A 14,781-nucleotide genomic window follows, 5' to 3' on the forward strand; every position below is an offset into this window, starting at 1 on the left:
GGAGTGTGCGTATGATCAATCTGAAAATTGACCCGGAGTTCCAGTCCCAGATTCCCCCTCTGACCGATGATGAATTCAAGCAGCTTGAAGAAAATATCTTGAAAGAGGGCAAGCTGCTCTCTCCTTTGATCGTGTGGAATAATACACTTGTTGATGGCCACAGCCGTTATGCCATTCTCCAGAAGCATCCTGAGATTTATTTTTCCACTATGCCGCTCCGATTTGAGAACCGCGAAAAAGCCATTGCGTGGATTTGCCGGAATCAGTTGGGACGGCGAAACCTGAGCCCCGAACAGAAACGCTATCTGCTTGGGAAACAGTATGAAGCTGAAAAGAAAGCTGCAAAAATCTTTCGGGGTAATCAGTACACTTTAGCAAAGAAAAGTGGTGGTGATCACGGTGATAACCACCACTCTGGAAAGAAAACCTGTGACCGGATCGCAGAGGAAAACGGTGTCAGCCGTGCCTCCGTTCTCCGCGCCAGCCACTATACACGAGGCATCGACATCGCAGACAACCTCTCTCCCGGCATCAAGCAGAAAGTCTTTTCCGGCGAAGTGAAGTTTACCAACGAAGAAATGTCCAAACTCGTGCAGGCAAGTGCCGAGCATCGTTCAGATGTCCTTGCTCAAATCCTGCATCCAGAGGCATTGGAAGTGTTGGAATCTGCCAGCGCAGAATTTGAACCTGAAAAAGCAGAACCCGTTCCCATGCCCACACCACAAACAGAAGAATTCCGGTGCTATCATGTACCGGACGAGTTTATGAAGGTTTACAAATCCTTGAGCCGTGCGACCGAAATGATGAAAAACTCATGGAAGAAAACGCTCAAAAACAATCCCAGCTATTTCACTGACCCGGAAAAGCAAAAGGTTCTCCGCTTCGCAATGCAGAGGCCTGCTAACTACCTGACTGAAATCGAAACCTATCTGGAAAAGGCTCTTGCAGAAGCCCTTGAAGAAGAAAAGACAGCATAACAGCAGACACCTGTAAGCCATCAACGAGCCCCCAGCCGCAAGTGCAGGGCGGAAAGCATCCGCGCCCTTGCTAAAAATTGGAACTTTGATTTTCTCGCCCGACTTTGCTGCGGTGGGACGATCAAAGGAGCGTGCGTTTGAACAAAAAGAAAAAGTCCACAAACACTTCCCCTTATCCCGATGAAGTCATCGACCGTCTGGCACGGGCATTCTACCCGGCCATCCTTGCCTGCTGGAACAGCGAGGAAGGCCAAAGAGAATTTGCTGCGTGGCAGGCGGAACAAGCTCATCACGCCACCAGTAAAGAAAAACAGAGCGTTCCCGACGGGGAACGCCCTGTTGTACATATCGTTATCGTATGTGGATTTTGGCAGGGTGTGTCCTATTCAGGGGCGCACCCTGTTTTTGTTTTGCCCTTAATCTTCTAGCCCATGGCTTCCAGCCATATTCTTCAAATATTCCTCCGGGTCACCGTTCAGAATCAAATCGGCATAGCCTAGCGGGTCATTGTAGATGAGGTAGTCCAGTTCTGACCGCTGTGCCATGGTAACATCCAGCGCATCCTCAACTCCGGTGCAGTCGATGGAGATTTTTCTCCCATCCCGGAGCAGCAGTTCCACGCAGCCGGTGTCCATGTTGAATTTGCAGGTTCTTTCATCGTACTTCATATTCGTGTCCTTTCCGCCTTACGGCACTCTCACAGTGGTCTGTCGTGCTTTCTTATGATAAGGTCTAGGACGTTTTTCGATGGAAGCAAGGGATTCGTTCTGTTTTCCAAAGAATACAAAAAATCCGAACCCTTCTCCTATTGGAAAAAAGTTCGGATTTTGTTGTTGTGGTGCACCTCCAGGGACTCGAACCCTGGGCCCACTGATTAAGAGAGCAAGCCGCCGGTTCGTCTCAATTTCTGGAAGTTTCGAGTCATCGTTATTTTAGAACAAAGCAACGTGATTTTTCGCCCGGTAATTTCTGCATCCCTTGTCGGATTTTGCACCGAGAAGCACCCTCTGCACGTTTTGAAACCGTGCAAAATCCGTGCAGAAACCGTGCACTTACTTCCCGACAAATAAAATCACCCTATCCCCCACCGGCTTGACGGTATTGGTTTGAGCGGCCGCACACCAAAATCAAATCCAGAAGGGGCATTCAGCATCACGCCGTAATCAGAGCCATGAGGTAGAACTCCGTGGGAGTTTCATCTTCTGTGGGCAGAATGGTGATCTCCACGGTATGGGTCTTCTGCTCACCATGGTGGAGAATGGGCTGGAGATACAGGCAGTCGCCCCAATCCTCATCGAAGTTGCCGTCCAGCACAGCGGCGTGGGCGGTGTCGCCATCCAGCACCAGCTGTGCCCGCAGCGCCGGGCGGCGGATGGTCTTGCGGTACTGTACTGCAATGCAGGAGGCATCCACTTCAAAGGTAATCTTATCCCCGGGCTTCTGACCGACCCAGCCGTTTTTCCAGTGGTCCAGATGCCCCAGCTTTTCCTCCGGGTCTGCCCGGAAACCCTCCAGCTTGGGGGAGATCTCCCGGATGGTCAGCCGCCGGGCGTTCTCGTAGGCGTTGGCGGTGAGCGGTGCCGGGAAGGCAGGCTCCTGCTCCGGTTCTTCCCGGTGGGCGTTGACTGCCTCCAGCAGCTTGATGATCTCCCCTGCCACCAGACCGTGGCCGTAATCGTTGGGGTGCAGCCCATCAGGGCTGAGCAGGGTGCGGCTGGCATACTTACCGGCATGCAGATCCTTGTAAATGCTGTCCCGGATGCTGACGTGGGGCACACCGTAGTGGTCGCCCACGGCGTTGTGCTCGTCCTGTGACGTCTCGCCGGTATCGTAATAAATGTTGTTCAGCAGCACCACCGCCGGGTGAGAGGGCCATGTGAGCAGCTTACGGACAACACCCTCGTAGGTCTCCTGCCGGAAGGGGACGTCCAGATCGTTGACGCTGAAATCCACTACCACAAAATCCGGCTGGTACATCAGCACATCGGTCACGGCACGGGCAACGCCATAGTGGGAGCTGGTGCCGCCGATGCCGCCGTTGACGTAGTGGAACTTCGACTGCGGAAAGGTATCCACGAACCACTGATACACCCGGAAAGCGTAGGCATTGCCGGGCTGGGTGGAAAGGCTGCCCTGGGTGATGGAACCTCCCAGAAAGCCGATGGTCAGTTCCTGCCCTGCCGCGGCACGGCGGAACAGTTCTTTCAAGCGAGCAAAATTGGACGTATTCATTCTAAAACTCCTCCCTGATATGCGTTATGGATAATTTTTGCCGCCGGACGGCCGGACACGGCGTAGGCACTGACTGCTCTGGTGTCGGCAGGCCAGTCCCACACGCCAAAGCCCATGACCCACGGACGCTTGGCGCAGGCGGAAAACATTGCCTCATACCAATCTGCCTGCTCCAGATCGTTCCGCGTTCCCTTCAACTCCCAGTTGTTGGGCACGGCAGAAGAGCCGGTGATATTCATACAGCCTGCCTCGCTGAAGAGGACGGGCTTTTTGTATTTTTGGCTCACCGCCTCGATACGGTCCAGCTGGTTTTCCCAGTCCTTCAGGGGGTAGTAGCCGCTGGAGGCGATGCAATCCACGGCATCCCACCAATTTACATGGTCCTCGCCGTATTTATCGCAGTTATAGCTCACCGGGCCGTGGTACTGCTGGCGCACGGCGGCAATGAGGGCGCGCCACTCTGCTTCCCTGTGCTCGGTCATGGTCATTTCGCAGCCGGTCAGGAACAGCCCACAGCCTTCGGCTTCGGCAAGAGCCGCGTAGTGGGTCTGGAAGGCGGTGTAGTTGGCAAACCATCCGCTCCACTGGGTCTCGCAGGGCACATCGTGGTCAAAAAAGCTGATGCGCGCCCGCCACACGCCGTTGGCACAGTTGACGGTAGGCTTCAGCGCCACCTGCAAGCCCAACTGCTTGGCAAAGCGGATAGCACTGCACAGCTCCTCGTCTGTGGGGGTGGCATCGGTGCGCCAGTCAATTTCCTCACTATAAGGGCCAGACTGTATTCCAGAGGGCGACAGGATGACCCAGTTGGCTGCGGTGGCTTCCACCATGGCTGCCATACTGCGGTGGGCATTCTCGCTGCTCAGGTTGCCCCGGTGGGGAAAGGGTGCAAAATTCACCCCATAAAAGTTGTGTTCCAGCTCCATGACATCTTCCTCTTTTTTCTCAAAAATCAACGTCAAATTGCACAATAAGTATAATGCAATCTTGGAAGTTCCGTCAATATGCCGCTTCATTTTCAGCGTATGGTACAAGGAGAGGGGCAAAGCACTGGTCAACCTGACCTGAAAAAAGCCCCTGCACCGGGAGGAGCAAAGGCTAAACTAAATTTTAGGTTTTTGTTAGCTTACAGATTTAGCTTGCGATTTTGCGCAGAATCTGCTATGCTTCAAGCAAAAACCAACGGGAGGGAACAGAAAATGGAGCAACTTACAACTGCGACGCTGACCCAGCTGCCGCAGGTGCGGGCACTGGGGCGGCACACCGGGCGTGACCCGCTGACCCTGTTCTGGACGGCCAGCGGCATGGAGCTGGAATTTACCGGCAGTGAGCTGTGGGTGGATCTTTTCGCCGATTATGAAGTGGTAGAGCCGTGGGTCAGCGTGGAGCTGAACGGCGCATGGGTGGCACGGTTTGCCGTGAACCCCGGCAAAAGCCGGGTCTGTCTTTTCCGGGGCATGACACCGGGCAAGGCAAAGCACGTCCGGCTGCTAAAGGATGTGCAGGCCATGCATGATGACCCGGCGCATCTGTTGCAGATCACCGGGCTGGAATATGCAGGCGGCGATTTTCTGCCCCTGCCGGAGCCGCAGTATCGGCTGGAGTTTGTGGGCGACAGCATCACCAGCGGCGAGGGTGCCATCGGAGCCAAGCCGGAGGAGGACTGGGTGGGAGCCTTTTTCTCTGCGGAGAACCACTACGGCCGCCTGACCGCCGATGCACTGGGAGCCGAATACCGCTGCATCTCGCAAAGTGGCTGGGGTCTCGTGACCGGCTGGGACAACGATGTGCGCCATGTGATGCCGCCCTACTATACGCAGGTGTGCGGTGTAGCGATGGGGCAGCGCAATGCCGCCCTTGGCGCACAGCAGGAAAACGATTTTGCTGCATGGAAACCGGATGCCGTCATCGTCAACCTGGGCACCAACGACACGGGCGCATTCGATAACCCGCCGTGGCAAGACCCTGCCACCGGCAAGCCCCACCAGCTGCGGCGGCTCTCCAATGGGGACTTCCACCCTGCGGACGCCCAAAAAGTGGCAAATGGTGTACAGCATTTCCTGACGCTGCTCCGGGCGAAGAACCCCGGGGCAAAGCTGGTGTGGTGCATCGGAATGCTGGGCAGCGAGCTGCTGCCGGTATTGCGGCAGGGCATGGAGCAGTACAAGACCATTACCGGAGACAGCTCTGTCTATCTGCTGGAGCTGCCCAACACCACGCCGGAAACCGTGGGTGCCCGGCAGCACCCCGGCGCAGAGAACCACCGGCAGGCGGCAAAGGTTCTGACCGCCTTTCTGAGAACGATCCTGTAAAAATGGAAACAGGATGCCGGAGCGTCCGCAGACGCTCCGGCATCCCCAATATAAACTCTATTTTCCGCTAAAGGGGCTGATGCACAAACCTTCGTGCATCAGCCCCTTTTTATCAGGTAGATTCTCTTCTTACAAAGCCGCCGGGCACGATGACGGTGGGAGCAATGGCAGGCTTATGCGCCATTTTGCGGCGCAGTTGCGCCACCACCGTTTTTGCCATGCCGTCCAAGTCCACCCGGTAGCTGGTGAGCTGGGGGCTGCAAATGGTAGAGTAGCGGTAGTCGTCGTAGCCGGTCACTGCCACATCCTGCGGCACCCGGTAGCCGTTGCGCTTGAGGATCTCCACCAGATTATAGGCCACCGCATCGCAGTTGCAGACAAAGGCGTCCGGCATTTCATGAGGCAGAGAGAACGGCACGAACTTACCCTGATCGTCCCGGTCCTCCAGCCGCCAGTCGTCCCGGATGGGCAGACCGGCACGGAGCATCGCCTTGACGTAGCCCAGATACCGGTCCATGATGGAACTGGTGGACAGCACGCTGCCAACAAAGCCGATGTTCCGCCGCCCGGTGGAGATAAGGTGCTCGGTCATCGTGTAGCTGCCGCTGGTGTTGTCGCTGAGCACGCAGTCGGCGGCAATGGCATCGTCGTAGAAGTCCAGCAGCATAAAGGGCACCCCGGTCTGCACCGCCGTAGCAAGGTAGCGGCGGCTGATCCCGCCCATAAAAATCAGGCCGTCCACTTTCCGGTTTACAAGGAAGGTGGGCATATTGCAGCTTTTTTCTGCCTGCGGCAGAACGATCTCCATCAGAACCGAGATGTCCTGCTCGGTGGCAGCTTTCAACACGGCACGGTACAGATTGGAATAAAAGGCATTCTCGTTGAAAAAGCGGTCTGCCACCAGAATGCCGATGCTCTCGCCGCCGGGGTGGGCGTTGGTCCGGGCGGGGGGCTGGTAGCCCATCTCCTCGGCGGTGGCAAGGATCTTGGCACGCATCTCGGCGCTTACGCCCTCCTTCCCTGCCAAACCCTTGGAGACGGAAACGGTGCTGATGCCCAGCCGCTGTGCAATGTCCGCCATGCGTACTGCTTTTGCCATGTTCCTGACCAGCTTTCTTCTTGATTTGGTTATGAGGTAAATAAAATTCTGATTAACTTTATAACTAGCATAACAGTTTTCGGTAGTTTCGTCAACAAAAACCTTTGAAAGCCTTCAAGCTAACCATTGTTTAGGCTAATTTTCTCTATTTTTGTTAGCTAACAAAACATTTTAAGTTCAATTTTCGTGTTGTATCCCGGATTTGCGGGTCAGTTTTCACAAGAAAATCGCCGAATTGCCACCAAAACACCGAATCTTTTTGGTGATATTGACAGTGCATCGTGAAAAGACTATACTTAAATCACAAAAAGCGAAAGGAAGCAGTTAGCTAAATCAAGTTAACAAAAGCTTTCGCAACCCGGAAAAAGGTTCCACATTAAAGAAGGAGGACATCCCTATGCGTAAGATCAATCGCCGCAATTTCCTGAAGGTCACTGGTGTGTTGGCCGCAGCCTCCGCTCTTGCCGCCTGCGGCGGCAGCAGCACTTCTACCGCCGGCTCCACCGGCAGCACCGCCGGTTCCGCTGCCAGCGCAGACGGTGCAAAGGCTTACAATGAGCTGACCGTTGGCACCGACAACACCGACCTGAAGGCCGATCTGAAGTTCGTCAGCCACCGCACCGACCTCATCGAGGACGGCACCTTTGACGGCTACGTTGCCGCATTCCAGAAGCTGTATCCCAACATCACCATCAAGTACGAGGGCATCACCGACTATGCCAACGACATGACCACCCGTCTGACTTCCAACGACTGGGGTGATTTGTGCATGATCCCCACCAACATCCCCCTGACCGAGTTGGGCGACTACTTTGAGCCTCTGTGCGCACTGAGCGACATTGAGAACGAGTACAACTTCGCTTCCAACCGCGCTTATAACGGCAGCGTGTACGGCATCCCCTCCACCGGCAATGCACAGGGCATCATCTACAACAAGAAGGTTTTTGAGGCTGCCGGCATCACCACCCTGCCCAAGACCCCGGACGAGTTCCTGGATGACCTGCAGAAGATCAAGGACTACGATCCTTCCATTGATCCCCTGTACACCAACTACGCCGCCGGCTGGACCATGACCGCATGGGATGCTTACACCAGCGGCGGCGCAACCGGCGACCCGAACTGGATGAACATTACCATGCCCCAGACCAAAGATCCGTTCCAGAAGGGCATTCTGGGTGCGGACGATATGGGTCCCTACGCTGTGTACTACATCCTGTACGAAGCAGTGAAGCGCGGCTTGACCGAGGCCGACCCCACCACCACCGACTGGGAGGGCTCCAAGCCCCGCATCAATAACGGCCAGATCGGTGCCATGGTTCTGGGCAGCTGGGCCATCGTGCAGATGCAGGCCGCCGGTGACCACGCCGACGACATTGGCTATATGCCGTTCCCCATCACCGTCAAGGGTACCCAATACGCCAGCGCAGGTGCAGACTACTGCTACGGTGTGAACAAGAACACCACCGATGACAAAAAGCTGGCTGCCATGCTCTACATCAAGTGGCTGACCGAAAGCTCCAACTTTGCTTATGATCAGGGCGGTGTGCCGGTGCTGAAGAGCCAGGAATACCCCGATACCCTGAAGGCATTTGACGGCATCGACCTGGTCGAGGATGCCCCCGCCCCCGCAGAACTGGCAGACCTTGCCACCGAGGTGCAGCAGGAGGCTGAGCTGATGCTGAATGCCGACCAGACCCACGTCATGCGTGTGGTGGAGGCTGGCATCAACGGCGACGAGACTCTGGACGACATCGTGGCCGACTGGAACGCCGCATGGGACGCAGCTGTGGATGCCTGCGCACCGCAGTAAGCGATCTATCGTTATAAATCAGCAGGGCGGGCCCGTGTCCGCCCTGCTTTTGGTGAAAGGAGGTCTTTTACATGGCATCTTCCGCAACCGTATCCGCGCCTAAAAAGCGCAAGAGCTTCAGCGAATACTTCCACAGTATGCGCGGGCAGCAGCTCATCGTCACGCTGGTGTTCCTGTTCGTTCCGCTGATACTGCTGTTCATGTTCACCTATCTGCCCTTCTTTAAGATGGTGGAGTTCAGCTTCTTCAAAATGAAGTACATCGGCAGACGCACCTTTGTGGGGCTGCAGAACTACATCTCGGTCTTTACCCGCAAAGACTGCTTCCACGCTCTGAGCCTGAGCCTTTACTACATGGCAGGTTCGGTGGTGCAGATGGCGCTGGCGCTGCTGTTTGCCACCATCCTGAGCTTCAAGTGCAAGGGCAGCAAGTTCTTCCGTGGTGCACTGTACTTCCCCTGCCTCATCTGCGGCATCTCGGTGGGCTTCATCTTCAAGTTCTTCTTCACCCACGGCTTTGTGCTGGATACCCTGCTGAGCTGGGTGGGTTTCAACGTGGATAAGCTTCCCTTCTGGCTCCGGGATGAGTCCATCAACAACGTCGTGCTGGTGGCCTGCTCTATCTGGAAATACATCGGCCAGAACATCGTCATGTTCATCGGTGCTATCGCTTCTGTGGACCCTGTGCTGTATGAGGCTGCTGAGATCGACGGTGCCAACGCATGGCACCGCTTCAAGGACATCATCCTGCCCTCCATCAGCACCATCGTGGTGCTGAACCTCATCATCTCGGTGTCCGGCGCACTGTCCGCCTTCGAGATGCCCTATGTTGTCACCGGCGGCGGCTTCAACACCTCCACCTACTTCGTGGTCATGGACAAGATCGCCCATACCGACCAGAAGGTGGGTCTTGCATCCGCCATGGCTGTGGTTCTGCTGCTGCTCATCGTGATCGTCACCTACGCCCAGAAGGCTGTGGAAAAATGGCTGGAAAACCGCAGCAGCGGCGTAACCAAGTGAAAGTGAGGCAGAACGTATGAACGCAACCAAAATGAAGCGCATCCTCATCAACATCTGCAAGTATGTGCTGCTGATCTTTGCCGCTTTCGTGGCACTGGTGCCCATCGTGTCCTGTATCTTCACCGCCTTTAAGACGAAGGAAGAGTATGCCAACACCAACGTCATCACCCTGCCCAAGAGCTTTTTGAACTTCGATAACTTCATCATCGCATGGAACAAGGCCAACATGGGCAAGGCGTTCCTCAACAGCTTTATTATCCTGATCTGCGTGCTGGTAGGCAGCATTATGATCAGCGCCATGCTGGCTTATGTGCTGAACCGGTTCAAGTTCCCTGGCAACAAGCTGATCCGCAACCTGTTCACCATTGCCACCCTGATCCCCGGCATCGCCTCTCAGGTCACGGTGTACCAGATCATGACCGCTCTGCATCTGGTGAACTCCATGCCCGGCTACATCATCCTGATGATGGGCACAGACGTTATCACCATCTATATCTTTTTGCAGTTCTTCGAGAACCTTTCTCCCACGCTGGACGAAAGCGCCATTCTGGATGGCTGCACCTACTTTGGTGTGTTCTTCAAGATCCTGCTGCCCCTGCTGAAGCCCGCCATCGTCACCAGCGCCATCCTGAAGGGTGTGTCCACCTACAACGAATACTACATGGCAAACCTGTATCTGCAGGATAAGACCAAGTATCAGGTGGTTGCTACCTCGCTGTATGTGTTCTCCGGCCCCATGGGCAACCAGTACAACTACATCTGCGCCGGTGTCATCATCACCATCATCCCCGCCCTTATCGTGTTCCTGCTGTGTCAGGATCAGATCTACAGCGGCATGGCTGCCGGTGCTGTCAAAGGCTAAAATTGCGACCGCCGCCTGCGGCGGAAACAGGGAGCAATTTTTGGCACCGCAAGAGGAAAGCCGTTTTCGGCCAGTACAGCCTTTTCAAGACATCCACATTTTTCCTTCATCATCTGCTGCTTCTCCCGGTTTCTGTGCAGGAGCCGGGAGAATACAGCAGAAGGAAAACAAACAATCTTCTATTACAGGAGTTTATCTTATGAGCAACGTAAAAATGTTCTGCGACGCACTGCCCAACATCCCCTGGCAGGAAAAGCCTGCCGATGTTACCGCCCCGGTATGGAGGTACAATGAGAACCCCATCATCGACCGCAACCCTGTGGAAGGGGTGGCACGCATCTTCAACAGTGCCGTGGTGCCCTACGAGGGCAAGTTCATCGGCGTGTTCCGTGGTGAGCAGGTCAACGGCATCCCCTACATCTATCTGGGACGCAGCGAGGACGGCATCCACTGGAACTTTGACAAGGACAAGATCCCCTTCGTCAACGAAAAGGGCGAGCCGTTTATGCCGGTGTACGCCTACGATCCCCGTCTTGTGAAGGTGGAGGACACCTACTACATCATCTGGTGTCAGGACTTCTACGGTGCGTCCATCGGCATCGCCAAGACCACCGACTTCAAGACCTTTGTCCGCATTGAGAACCCCTTTATCCCCTTCAACCGCAATGCCGTGCTGTTCCCCCGGAAGATCAACGGTCTGTACACCCTGCTGAGCCGCCCGTCTGACAGCGGCCACACCCCCTTTGGTGACATCTTCCTGAGCCAGAGCCCGGATATGGAGTTCTGGGGCCGTCACCGCCATGTGATGAGCAAGGGCTCCAACTGGTGGGAGAGCGTGAAGATCGGCGGCGGTGCTGCTCCCATTGAGACCAGCGAGGGCTGGCTGCTGTTCTACCACGGCGTTACCGGCACCTGCAATGGCTTCGTCTACTCCATCGGCGGTGCCATTCTGGATAAGGACGAGCCCAGTAAGGTACTGTACCGCTGCGGCAACTTCCTGCTGACCCCGGAAAAGTGGTATGAGGAGCGTGGCTTCGTGCCCAACGTCTGCTTCCCCTGCGCCACCCTGCAGGATGCCGACACCGGCCGCATCGCTCTGTACTATGGCTGCGCCGACAGCTATGTCGGTCTGGCCTTCACCACCGTAGACGAGGTGGTGGATTACATCAAGACCCACGATAACGCAGGCCCCACCGACCACGAGGTGGGCATCCGCTAAGCGTCAAGCGCAACCCTCTCTGTCAATGCTTCGCATCGCCATCTCTGCAAAAAGAGATTTTACGTCCCCTACCGGGCGCTGGCACGGCGCAAGCCGTGACCGAGAGGGTTTTACTTTGTACAGAAAGGAAGTCCTGTATTATGTCTTCCATCAAACAGGCAGCAGAAGAAATGCTGCTGCAAACCATCATTCCCTTCTGGAAAGGGCTGCGGGACGATGAAAACGGCGGCTTTTACGGCTACATGGATTTTGACCTGAAGCTGGATAAAAAAGCCGAAAAGGGCTGCATCCTGAACAGCCGCATTCTGTGGTTCTTCTCCGAGGCTGCCATGCTGACCGGCCGGGCAGACCTTGCCGAAGATGCCCGCCACGCCTACCAGTTCTTCCTGAAAAACTGCTACGATGAGACAAACGGCGGCGTGTACTGGAGCTGCGATTACACCGGCAAGCCGCAGGACACCACCAAGCACACCTACAATCAGGGCTTTGCCATCTATGCCCTTTCCGCTTACTACCGGCTGACCAAAGACCCCGTTGCGCTGGACTACGCAAAAAAGATCTTTCATCTCATCGAGCAGCACTGCACCGACAGCGAGGGCTATCTGGAGGCCTTTACCATCGACTGGAAGCCGGAGAGCAACGAAAAGCTCTCGGAAAACGGTGTCATGGCGGCAAAGACCATGAATACCCTGCTCCATGTGTTCGAGGGTTACGCCGGGCTTTATCAGGCCAGCCGTGACCCGGAGGTGGAAAAGGCTCTGCGCCGCATCCTTGATATCTACGAGCACAAGATTTACAGCCCGGAGCTGCACCGGCAGCTGGTGTTCTTTGACCAGCACTACAACTCTATCATCGATTTGTACAGCTATGGCCACGATATCGAGTCCAGCTGGCTCATCGACTGGGGCTGCGATTTACTGGGAGATGCAGCGCTTTCCAAGCGCATCCACGCCATCAACTCCGACCTTGCCGCCCACATCTACAAGGAAGCTTACATTGACCACTCGGTGGTCAACGAGTGCGACCGGGGCAAGGTGAACACCACCCGTGTGTGGTGGGTGCAGGCCGAAAGCGTACTGGGCTTCGTGAACGAATACAACAAGAGCGGCGATGCAAAATACCGCGATGCCGCCGCCGATATTTACCACTACATCTGCAACGTGATGGTGGACAAACGCCCCGGCAGTGAATGGTTCTGGGAGGTGGACGCAGACGGAAAACCGTCCAGCCGCAAGCCCATCCTTGAGCCGTGGAAGTGCCCCTACCACAACGGCAGAATGTGCATGGAACTGATAAGGAGGAACCCCGATGTCACAGTCTAAACTCCACCCCGAATACCTGCGCCAGAAGGCTTTGCAGGATGCCTACCTGGCCCGCAAAAACAAAAAGACCGATTTCTACAACGGCATCTACGACCGGTGGGAAAACCCGGTGCTGACCCGTGAATCCATCCCGCTGAGCTGGCGGTTCGATCTGAACCCGGAGACGAACCCCCACTTTATGGAGCGTCTGGGCGTGAACGCCGTGTTCAACTCCGGTGCCATCAAGCTGAACGGCAAGTACTACCTTGTGGCACGCATCGAGGGCAACGACCGCAAGAGCTTCTTTGGCGTGGCAGAGAGCGACAGCCCGGTGGAGGGCTTCCACTTCTGGGAAAAGCCCATCCTGCTGCCGGACACCTGCCCCGAAGAAACCAATGTCTACGATATGCGCCTGACCCAGCACGAGGACGGCTGGATCTACGGCGTGTTCTGCTCCGAGAGCAAGGACAACAGCGTGAATGACCTGTCCGCTGCCGTGGCTGCCGCAGGCATCGTCCGCACCAAAGACCTCAAGACCTGGGAGCGTCTGCCGAACCTTGTCACCAAGCGCAGCCCTCAGCAGCGCAATGTGGATCTGCTGCCGGAGTTTGTCAACGGCAAGTACGCCTTCTACACCCGCCCCATGGATGACTTCATCGACACCGGTTCCGGCGGCGGTGTAGGCTTTGGTCTGTGCGAGGACATCACCCACGCCGTCATTGACGAGGAGATCATCACCAGCCCCCGCCGCTACCACACCATCACCGAGGCAAAGAACGGCGAGGGTGCCACCCCCATCAAGACCGAAAAGGGCTGGCTGCACATTGCCCATGGCGTGCGGAATACCGCCGCCGGGCTGCGGTACGTTATTTATGTATTCGTCACCGCACTGGACGACCCCAGCAAGGTGATCGCAGAGCCTTCCGGCTTCCTGATCGCTCCCCGGGATTGGGAGCGTGTGGGCGATGTTTCCAACGTGGTGTTCACCAACGGCGCGATTGCAGACGATGACGGAAGCGTGTATATTTATTATGCAGCCAGCGACACCCGTCTCCATGTAGCTTCTACCACCATCGACAAACTGCTGGACTTCGCCTTCAACACCCCCGCCGACCCGCTGCGCAGTGTGGACTGCGTAAAGCAGCGGTGCGCCCTCATCGACAAAAATCTGGAGTACCTCAAGAGCATCGGCGAGTAAACCGCCCCTCTGAGACCTCCACCCGAAAGGAAACGCCATGAAAAAGACCAACATCGACAGCCCCTTCTACCGCACTATGGGGAAGATCGGCGATCTGCTTTTTGCCAATCTTCTGTGGCTGGTGTGCTGTTTGCCCATCGTCACCGCCGGAGCCTCCACCCTGGGGCTGTTCACGGTGGTGAACAAGATGGCGGCAAAGGAGGACTACACCGTCCATACCGACTTTTTCAAGGCGTTCAAGCGGGATTTTAAGCAATCTACTGCCCTGTGGCTGGTGCTTTTGCTGGCAGGCTTTGCCGCCCTCACCGGGCTGCGCACCGCCACCGCACAGGACACCCCCAGCACCGGCATTCTGGCGGCAGCGTCCTTTCTGCTGCTGGTGCTGGCAGGCTGCTGCGGCAGCTGGGGCTTTGCCCTGCTGGCACGGTTCACCTATCCCGGCGTTCTGCCGGTGCTGGCGGACAGCGGCCGCATGACCCTTGCAAACCTGCTGCCCACTGTGGGGAATCTGGCTTTTCTGGCGTGGTTTCCTCTGCTGGCAAAAGCCGCCCCTGCGTGGTTCGTCTATCTGCTGCCCCTGTGGCTGCTCATCGGCGGCGCAGGTTCTGCCCTTGGCATGGCAAGCCTGATGCGCCCCGCCTTTGCTCAGCTGGAAAAAGCCGGGCGCAAGGAAGAGGAACCGGAAGAAGAACCTGACACGGAGGACAGCGTGCAATGATCGTCTGCACCGAAACTGTCCTTATTGGAAGAAA

14 protein-coding genes are annotated in these 14,781 nt (G+C 56.1%); 10 read left to right on the top strand and 4 right to left on the bottom strand.

What is annotated here, in order from left to right:
* The first annotated feature begins 11 nt into the window (after window positions 1-11).
* Both MTP43_RS13830 and MTP43_RS13835 read left to right on the top strand, forming a co-directional pair.
* A complete protein-coding gene (locus MTP43_RS13830; RefSeq protein WP_113993390.1) occupies window positions 12-977 on the top strand; it encodes a hypothetical protein in 966 nt (321 codons plus the stop codon).
* A 131-nt stretch (window positions 978-1,108) separates the two neighbouring features.
* Entirely contained in the window at window positions 1,109-1,405 is a 297-nt protein-coding gene (locus tag MTP43_RS13835; protein ID WP_249234912.1) for a transposase, read from the top strand.
* Here the strand turns inward: MTP43_RS13835 and MTP43_RS13840 are convergent.
* From MTP43_RS13840 to MTP43_RS13850, 3 genes are all read right to left on the bottom strand, one after another.
* Window positions 1,394-1,645 carry a DUF6061 family protein gene (locus MTP43_RS13840; RefSeq protein WP_015538116.1) on the bottom strand — a complete coding sequence of 84 codons (252 nt, stop codon included), beginning with the start codon at window positions 1,643-1,645 and terminating at the stop codon, window positions 1,394-1,396. The two genes, MTP43_RS13835 and MTP43_RS13840, sit on opposite strands and share 12 nt — an antisense overlap.
* Before the next feature lie 484 nt (window positions 1,646-2,129).
* Complete coding sequence (locus tag MTP43_RS13845) at window positions 2,130-3,209, bottom strand: SGNH/GDSL hydrolase family protein (protein ID WP_005922696.1); 1,080 nt, start codon at window positions 3,207-3,209, stop codon at window positions 2,130-2,132.
* A complete protein-coding gene (locus tag MTP43_RS13850) occupies window positions 3,206-4,135 on the bottom strand; it encodes a glycoside hydrolase family 113 (RefSeq protein WP_249234913.1) in 930 nt (309 codons plus the stop codon). The genes MTP43_RS13845 and MTP43_RS13850 overlap by 4 nt, the downstream gene beginning before the upstream one ends.
* Window positions 4,136-4,408: 273 nt before the next feature.
* Here MTP43_RS13850 and MTP43_RS13855 point away from each other — a divergent pair, with 273 nt between their 5' ends.
* Complete coding sequence (locus MTP43_RS13855) at window positions 4,409-5,521, top strand: SGNH/GDSL hydrolase family protein (RefSeq protein WP_249234914.1); 1,113 nt, start codon at window positions 4,409-4,411, stop codon at window positions 5,519-5,521.
* A gap of 112 nt (window positions 5,522-5,633) precedes the next feature.
* Here MTP43_RS13855 and MTP43_RS13860 read toward each other — a convergent pair whose 3' ends face one another.
* Window positions 5,634-6,620 carry a LacI family DNA-binding transcriptional regulator gene (locus tag MTP43_RS13860; protein ID WP_005922703.1) on the bottom strand — a complete coding sequence of 329 codons (987 nt, stop codon included), beginning with the start codon at window positions 6,618-6,620 and terminating at the stop codon, window positions 5,634-5,636.
* A 397-nt stretch (window positions 6,621-7,017) separates the two neighbouring features.
* Between MTP43_RS13860 and MTP43_RS13865 the strand changes: the two genes are divergently transcribed.
* The 7 genes from MTP43_RS13865 (at window position 7,018) to MTP43_RS13895 (ending at window position 14,747) form a co-directional block, all read left to right on the top strand.
* Window positions 7,018-8,430 (top strand): ABC transporter substrate-binding protein, encoded by a 1,413-nt coding sequence (locus tag MTP43_RS13865; protein ID WP_097779852.1) that lies wholly within the window; start codon window positions 7,018-7,020, stop codon window positions 8,428-8,430.
* Window positions 8,431-8,501: 71 nt separating this feature from the next.
* Window positions 8,502-9,449, top strand: a complete 948-nt coding sequence (locus MTP43_RS13870) for a carbohydrate ABC transporter permease (RefSeq protein ID WP_249234915.1) — start codon at window positions 8,502-8,504, stop codon at window positions 9,447-9,449.
* Between the two features lie 16 nt (window positions 9,450-9,465).
* Entirely contained in the window at window positions 9,466-10,311 is an 846-nt protein-coding gene (locus tag MTP43_RS13875) for a carbohydrate ABC transporter permease (protein WP_249234916.1), read from the top strand.
* A gap of 199 nt (window positions 10,312-10,510) precedes the next feature.
* Window positions 10,511-11,530, top strand: coding sequence for a glycoside hydrolase family 130 protein (locus MTP43_RS13880; RefSeq protein ID WP_249234917.1), 1,020 nt, complete (start codon window positions 10,511-10,513; stop codon window positions 11,528-11,530).
* Between the two features lie 140 nt (window positions 11,531-11,670).
* Window positions 11,671-12,852: an AGE family epimerase/isomerase gene (locus MTP43_RS13885; protein ID WP_249234918.1), complete on the top strand. Its 1,182-nt coding sequence runs from the start codon at window positions 11,671-11,673 to the stop codon at window positions 12,850-12,852.
* The gene (locus tag MTP43_RS13890; RefSeq protein WP_097777010.1) at window positions 12,839-14,029 is read left to right on the top strand and encodes a glycoside hydrolase family 130 protein; all 1,191 of its coding nucleotides are present in this window, start codon (window positions 12,839-12,841) and stop codon (window positions 14,027-14,029) included. Before MTP43_RS13885 ends, MTP43_RS13890 begins: the two co-directional genes overlap by 14 nt.
* Window positions 14,030-14,066: 37 nt before the next feature.
* Entirely contained in the window at window positions 14,067-14,747 is a 681-nt protein-coding gene (locus tag MTP43_RS13895; protein WP_005922719.1) for a YesL family protein, read from the top strand.
* Window positions 14,748-14,781 lie beyond the last annotated feature (34 nt).

This window comes from Faecalibacterium sp. IP-1-18 (assembly GCF_023347355.1).
Taxonomy (GTDB): Bacteria; Bacillota; Clostridia; order Oscillospirales; family Ruminococcaceae; genus Faecalibacterium; species Faecalibacterium prausnitzii.

Excerpts from the sequence above, each read along its gene's own strand:
- MTP43_RS13830 (WP_113993390.1), top strand. The coding sequence starts at position 12 with ATGATCAATCTGAAAATTGACCCGGAGTTCCAGTCCCAGATTCCCCCT.
- MTP43_RS13840 (WP_015538116.1), bottom strand. The coding sequence starts at position 1,645 with ATGAAGTACGATGAAAGAACCTGCAAATTCAACATGGACACCGGCTGC.
- MTP43_RS13845 (WP_005922696.1), bottom strand. The coding sequence starts at position 3,209 with ATGAATACGTCCAATTTTGCTCGCTTGAAAGAACTGTTCCGCCGTGCC.
- MTP43_RS13850 (WP_249234913.1), bottom strand. The coding sequence starts at position 4,135 with ATGGAGCTGGAACACAACTTTTATGGGGTGAATTTTGCACCCTTTCCC.
- MTP43_RS13855 (WP_249234914.1), top strand. The coding sequence starts at position 4,409 with ATGGAGCAACTTACAACTGCGACGCTGACCCAGCTGCCGCAGGTGCGG.
- MTP43_RS13860 (WP_005922703.1), bottom strand. The coding sequence starts at position 6,620 with ATGGCAAAAGCAGTACGCATGGCGGACATTGCACAGCGGCTGGGCATC.
- MTP43_RS13865 (WP_097779852.1), top strand. The coding sequence starts at position 7,018 with ATGCGTAAGATCAATCGCCGCAATTTCCTGAAGGTCACTGGTGTGTTG.
- MTP43_RS13870 (WP_249234915.1), top strand. The coding sequence starts at position 8,502 with ATGGCATCTTCCGCAACCGTATCCGCGCCTAAAAAGCGCAAGAGCTTC.
- MTP43_RS13875 (WP_249234916.1), top strand. The coding sequence starts at position 9,466 with ATGAACGCAACCAAAATGAAGCGCATCCTCATCAACATCTGCAAGTAT.
- MTP43_RS13880 (WP_249234917.1), top strand. The coding sequence starts at position 10,511 with ATGAGCAACGTAAAAATGTTCTGCGACGCACTGCCCAACATCCCCTGG.
- MTP43_RS13885 (WP_249234918.1), top strand. The coding sequence starts at position 11,671 with ATGTCTTCCATCAAACAGGCAGCAGAAGAAATGCTGCTGCAAACCATC.
- MTP43_RS13890 (WP_097777010.1), top strand. The coding sequence starts at position 12,839 with ATGTCACAGTCTAAACTCCACCCCGAATACCTGCGCCAGAAGGCTTTG.
- MTP43_RS13895 (WP_005922719.1), top strand. The coding sequence starts at position 14,067 with ATGAAAAAGACCAACATCGACAGCCCCTTCTACCGCACTATGGGGAAG.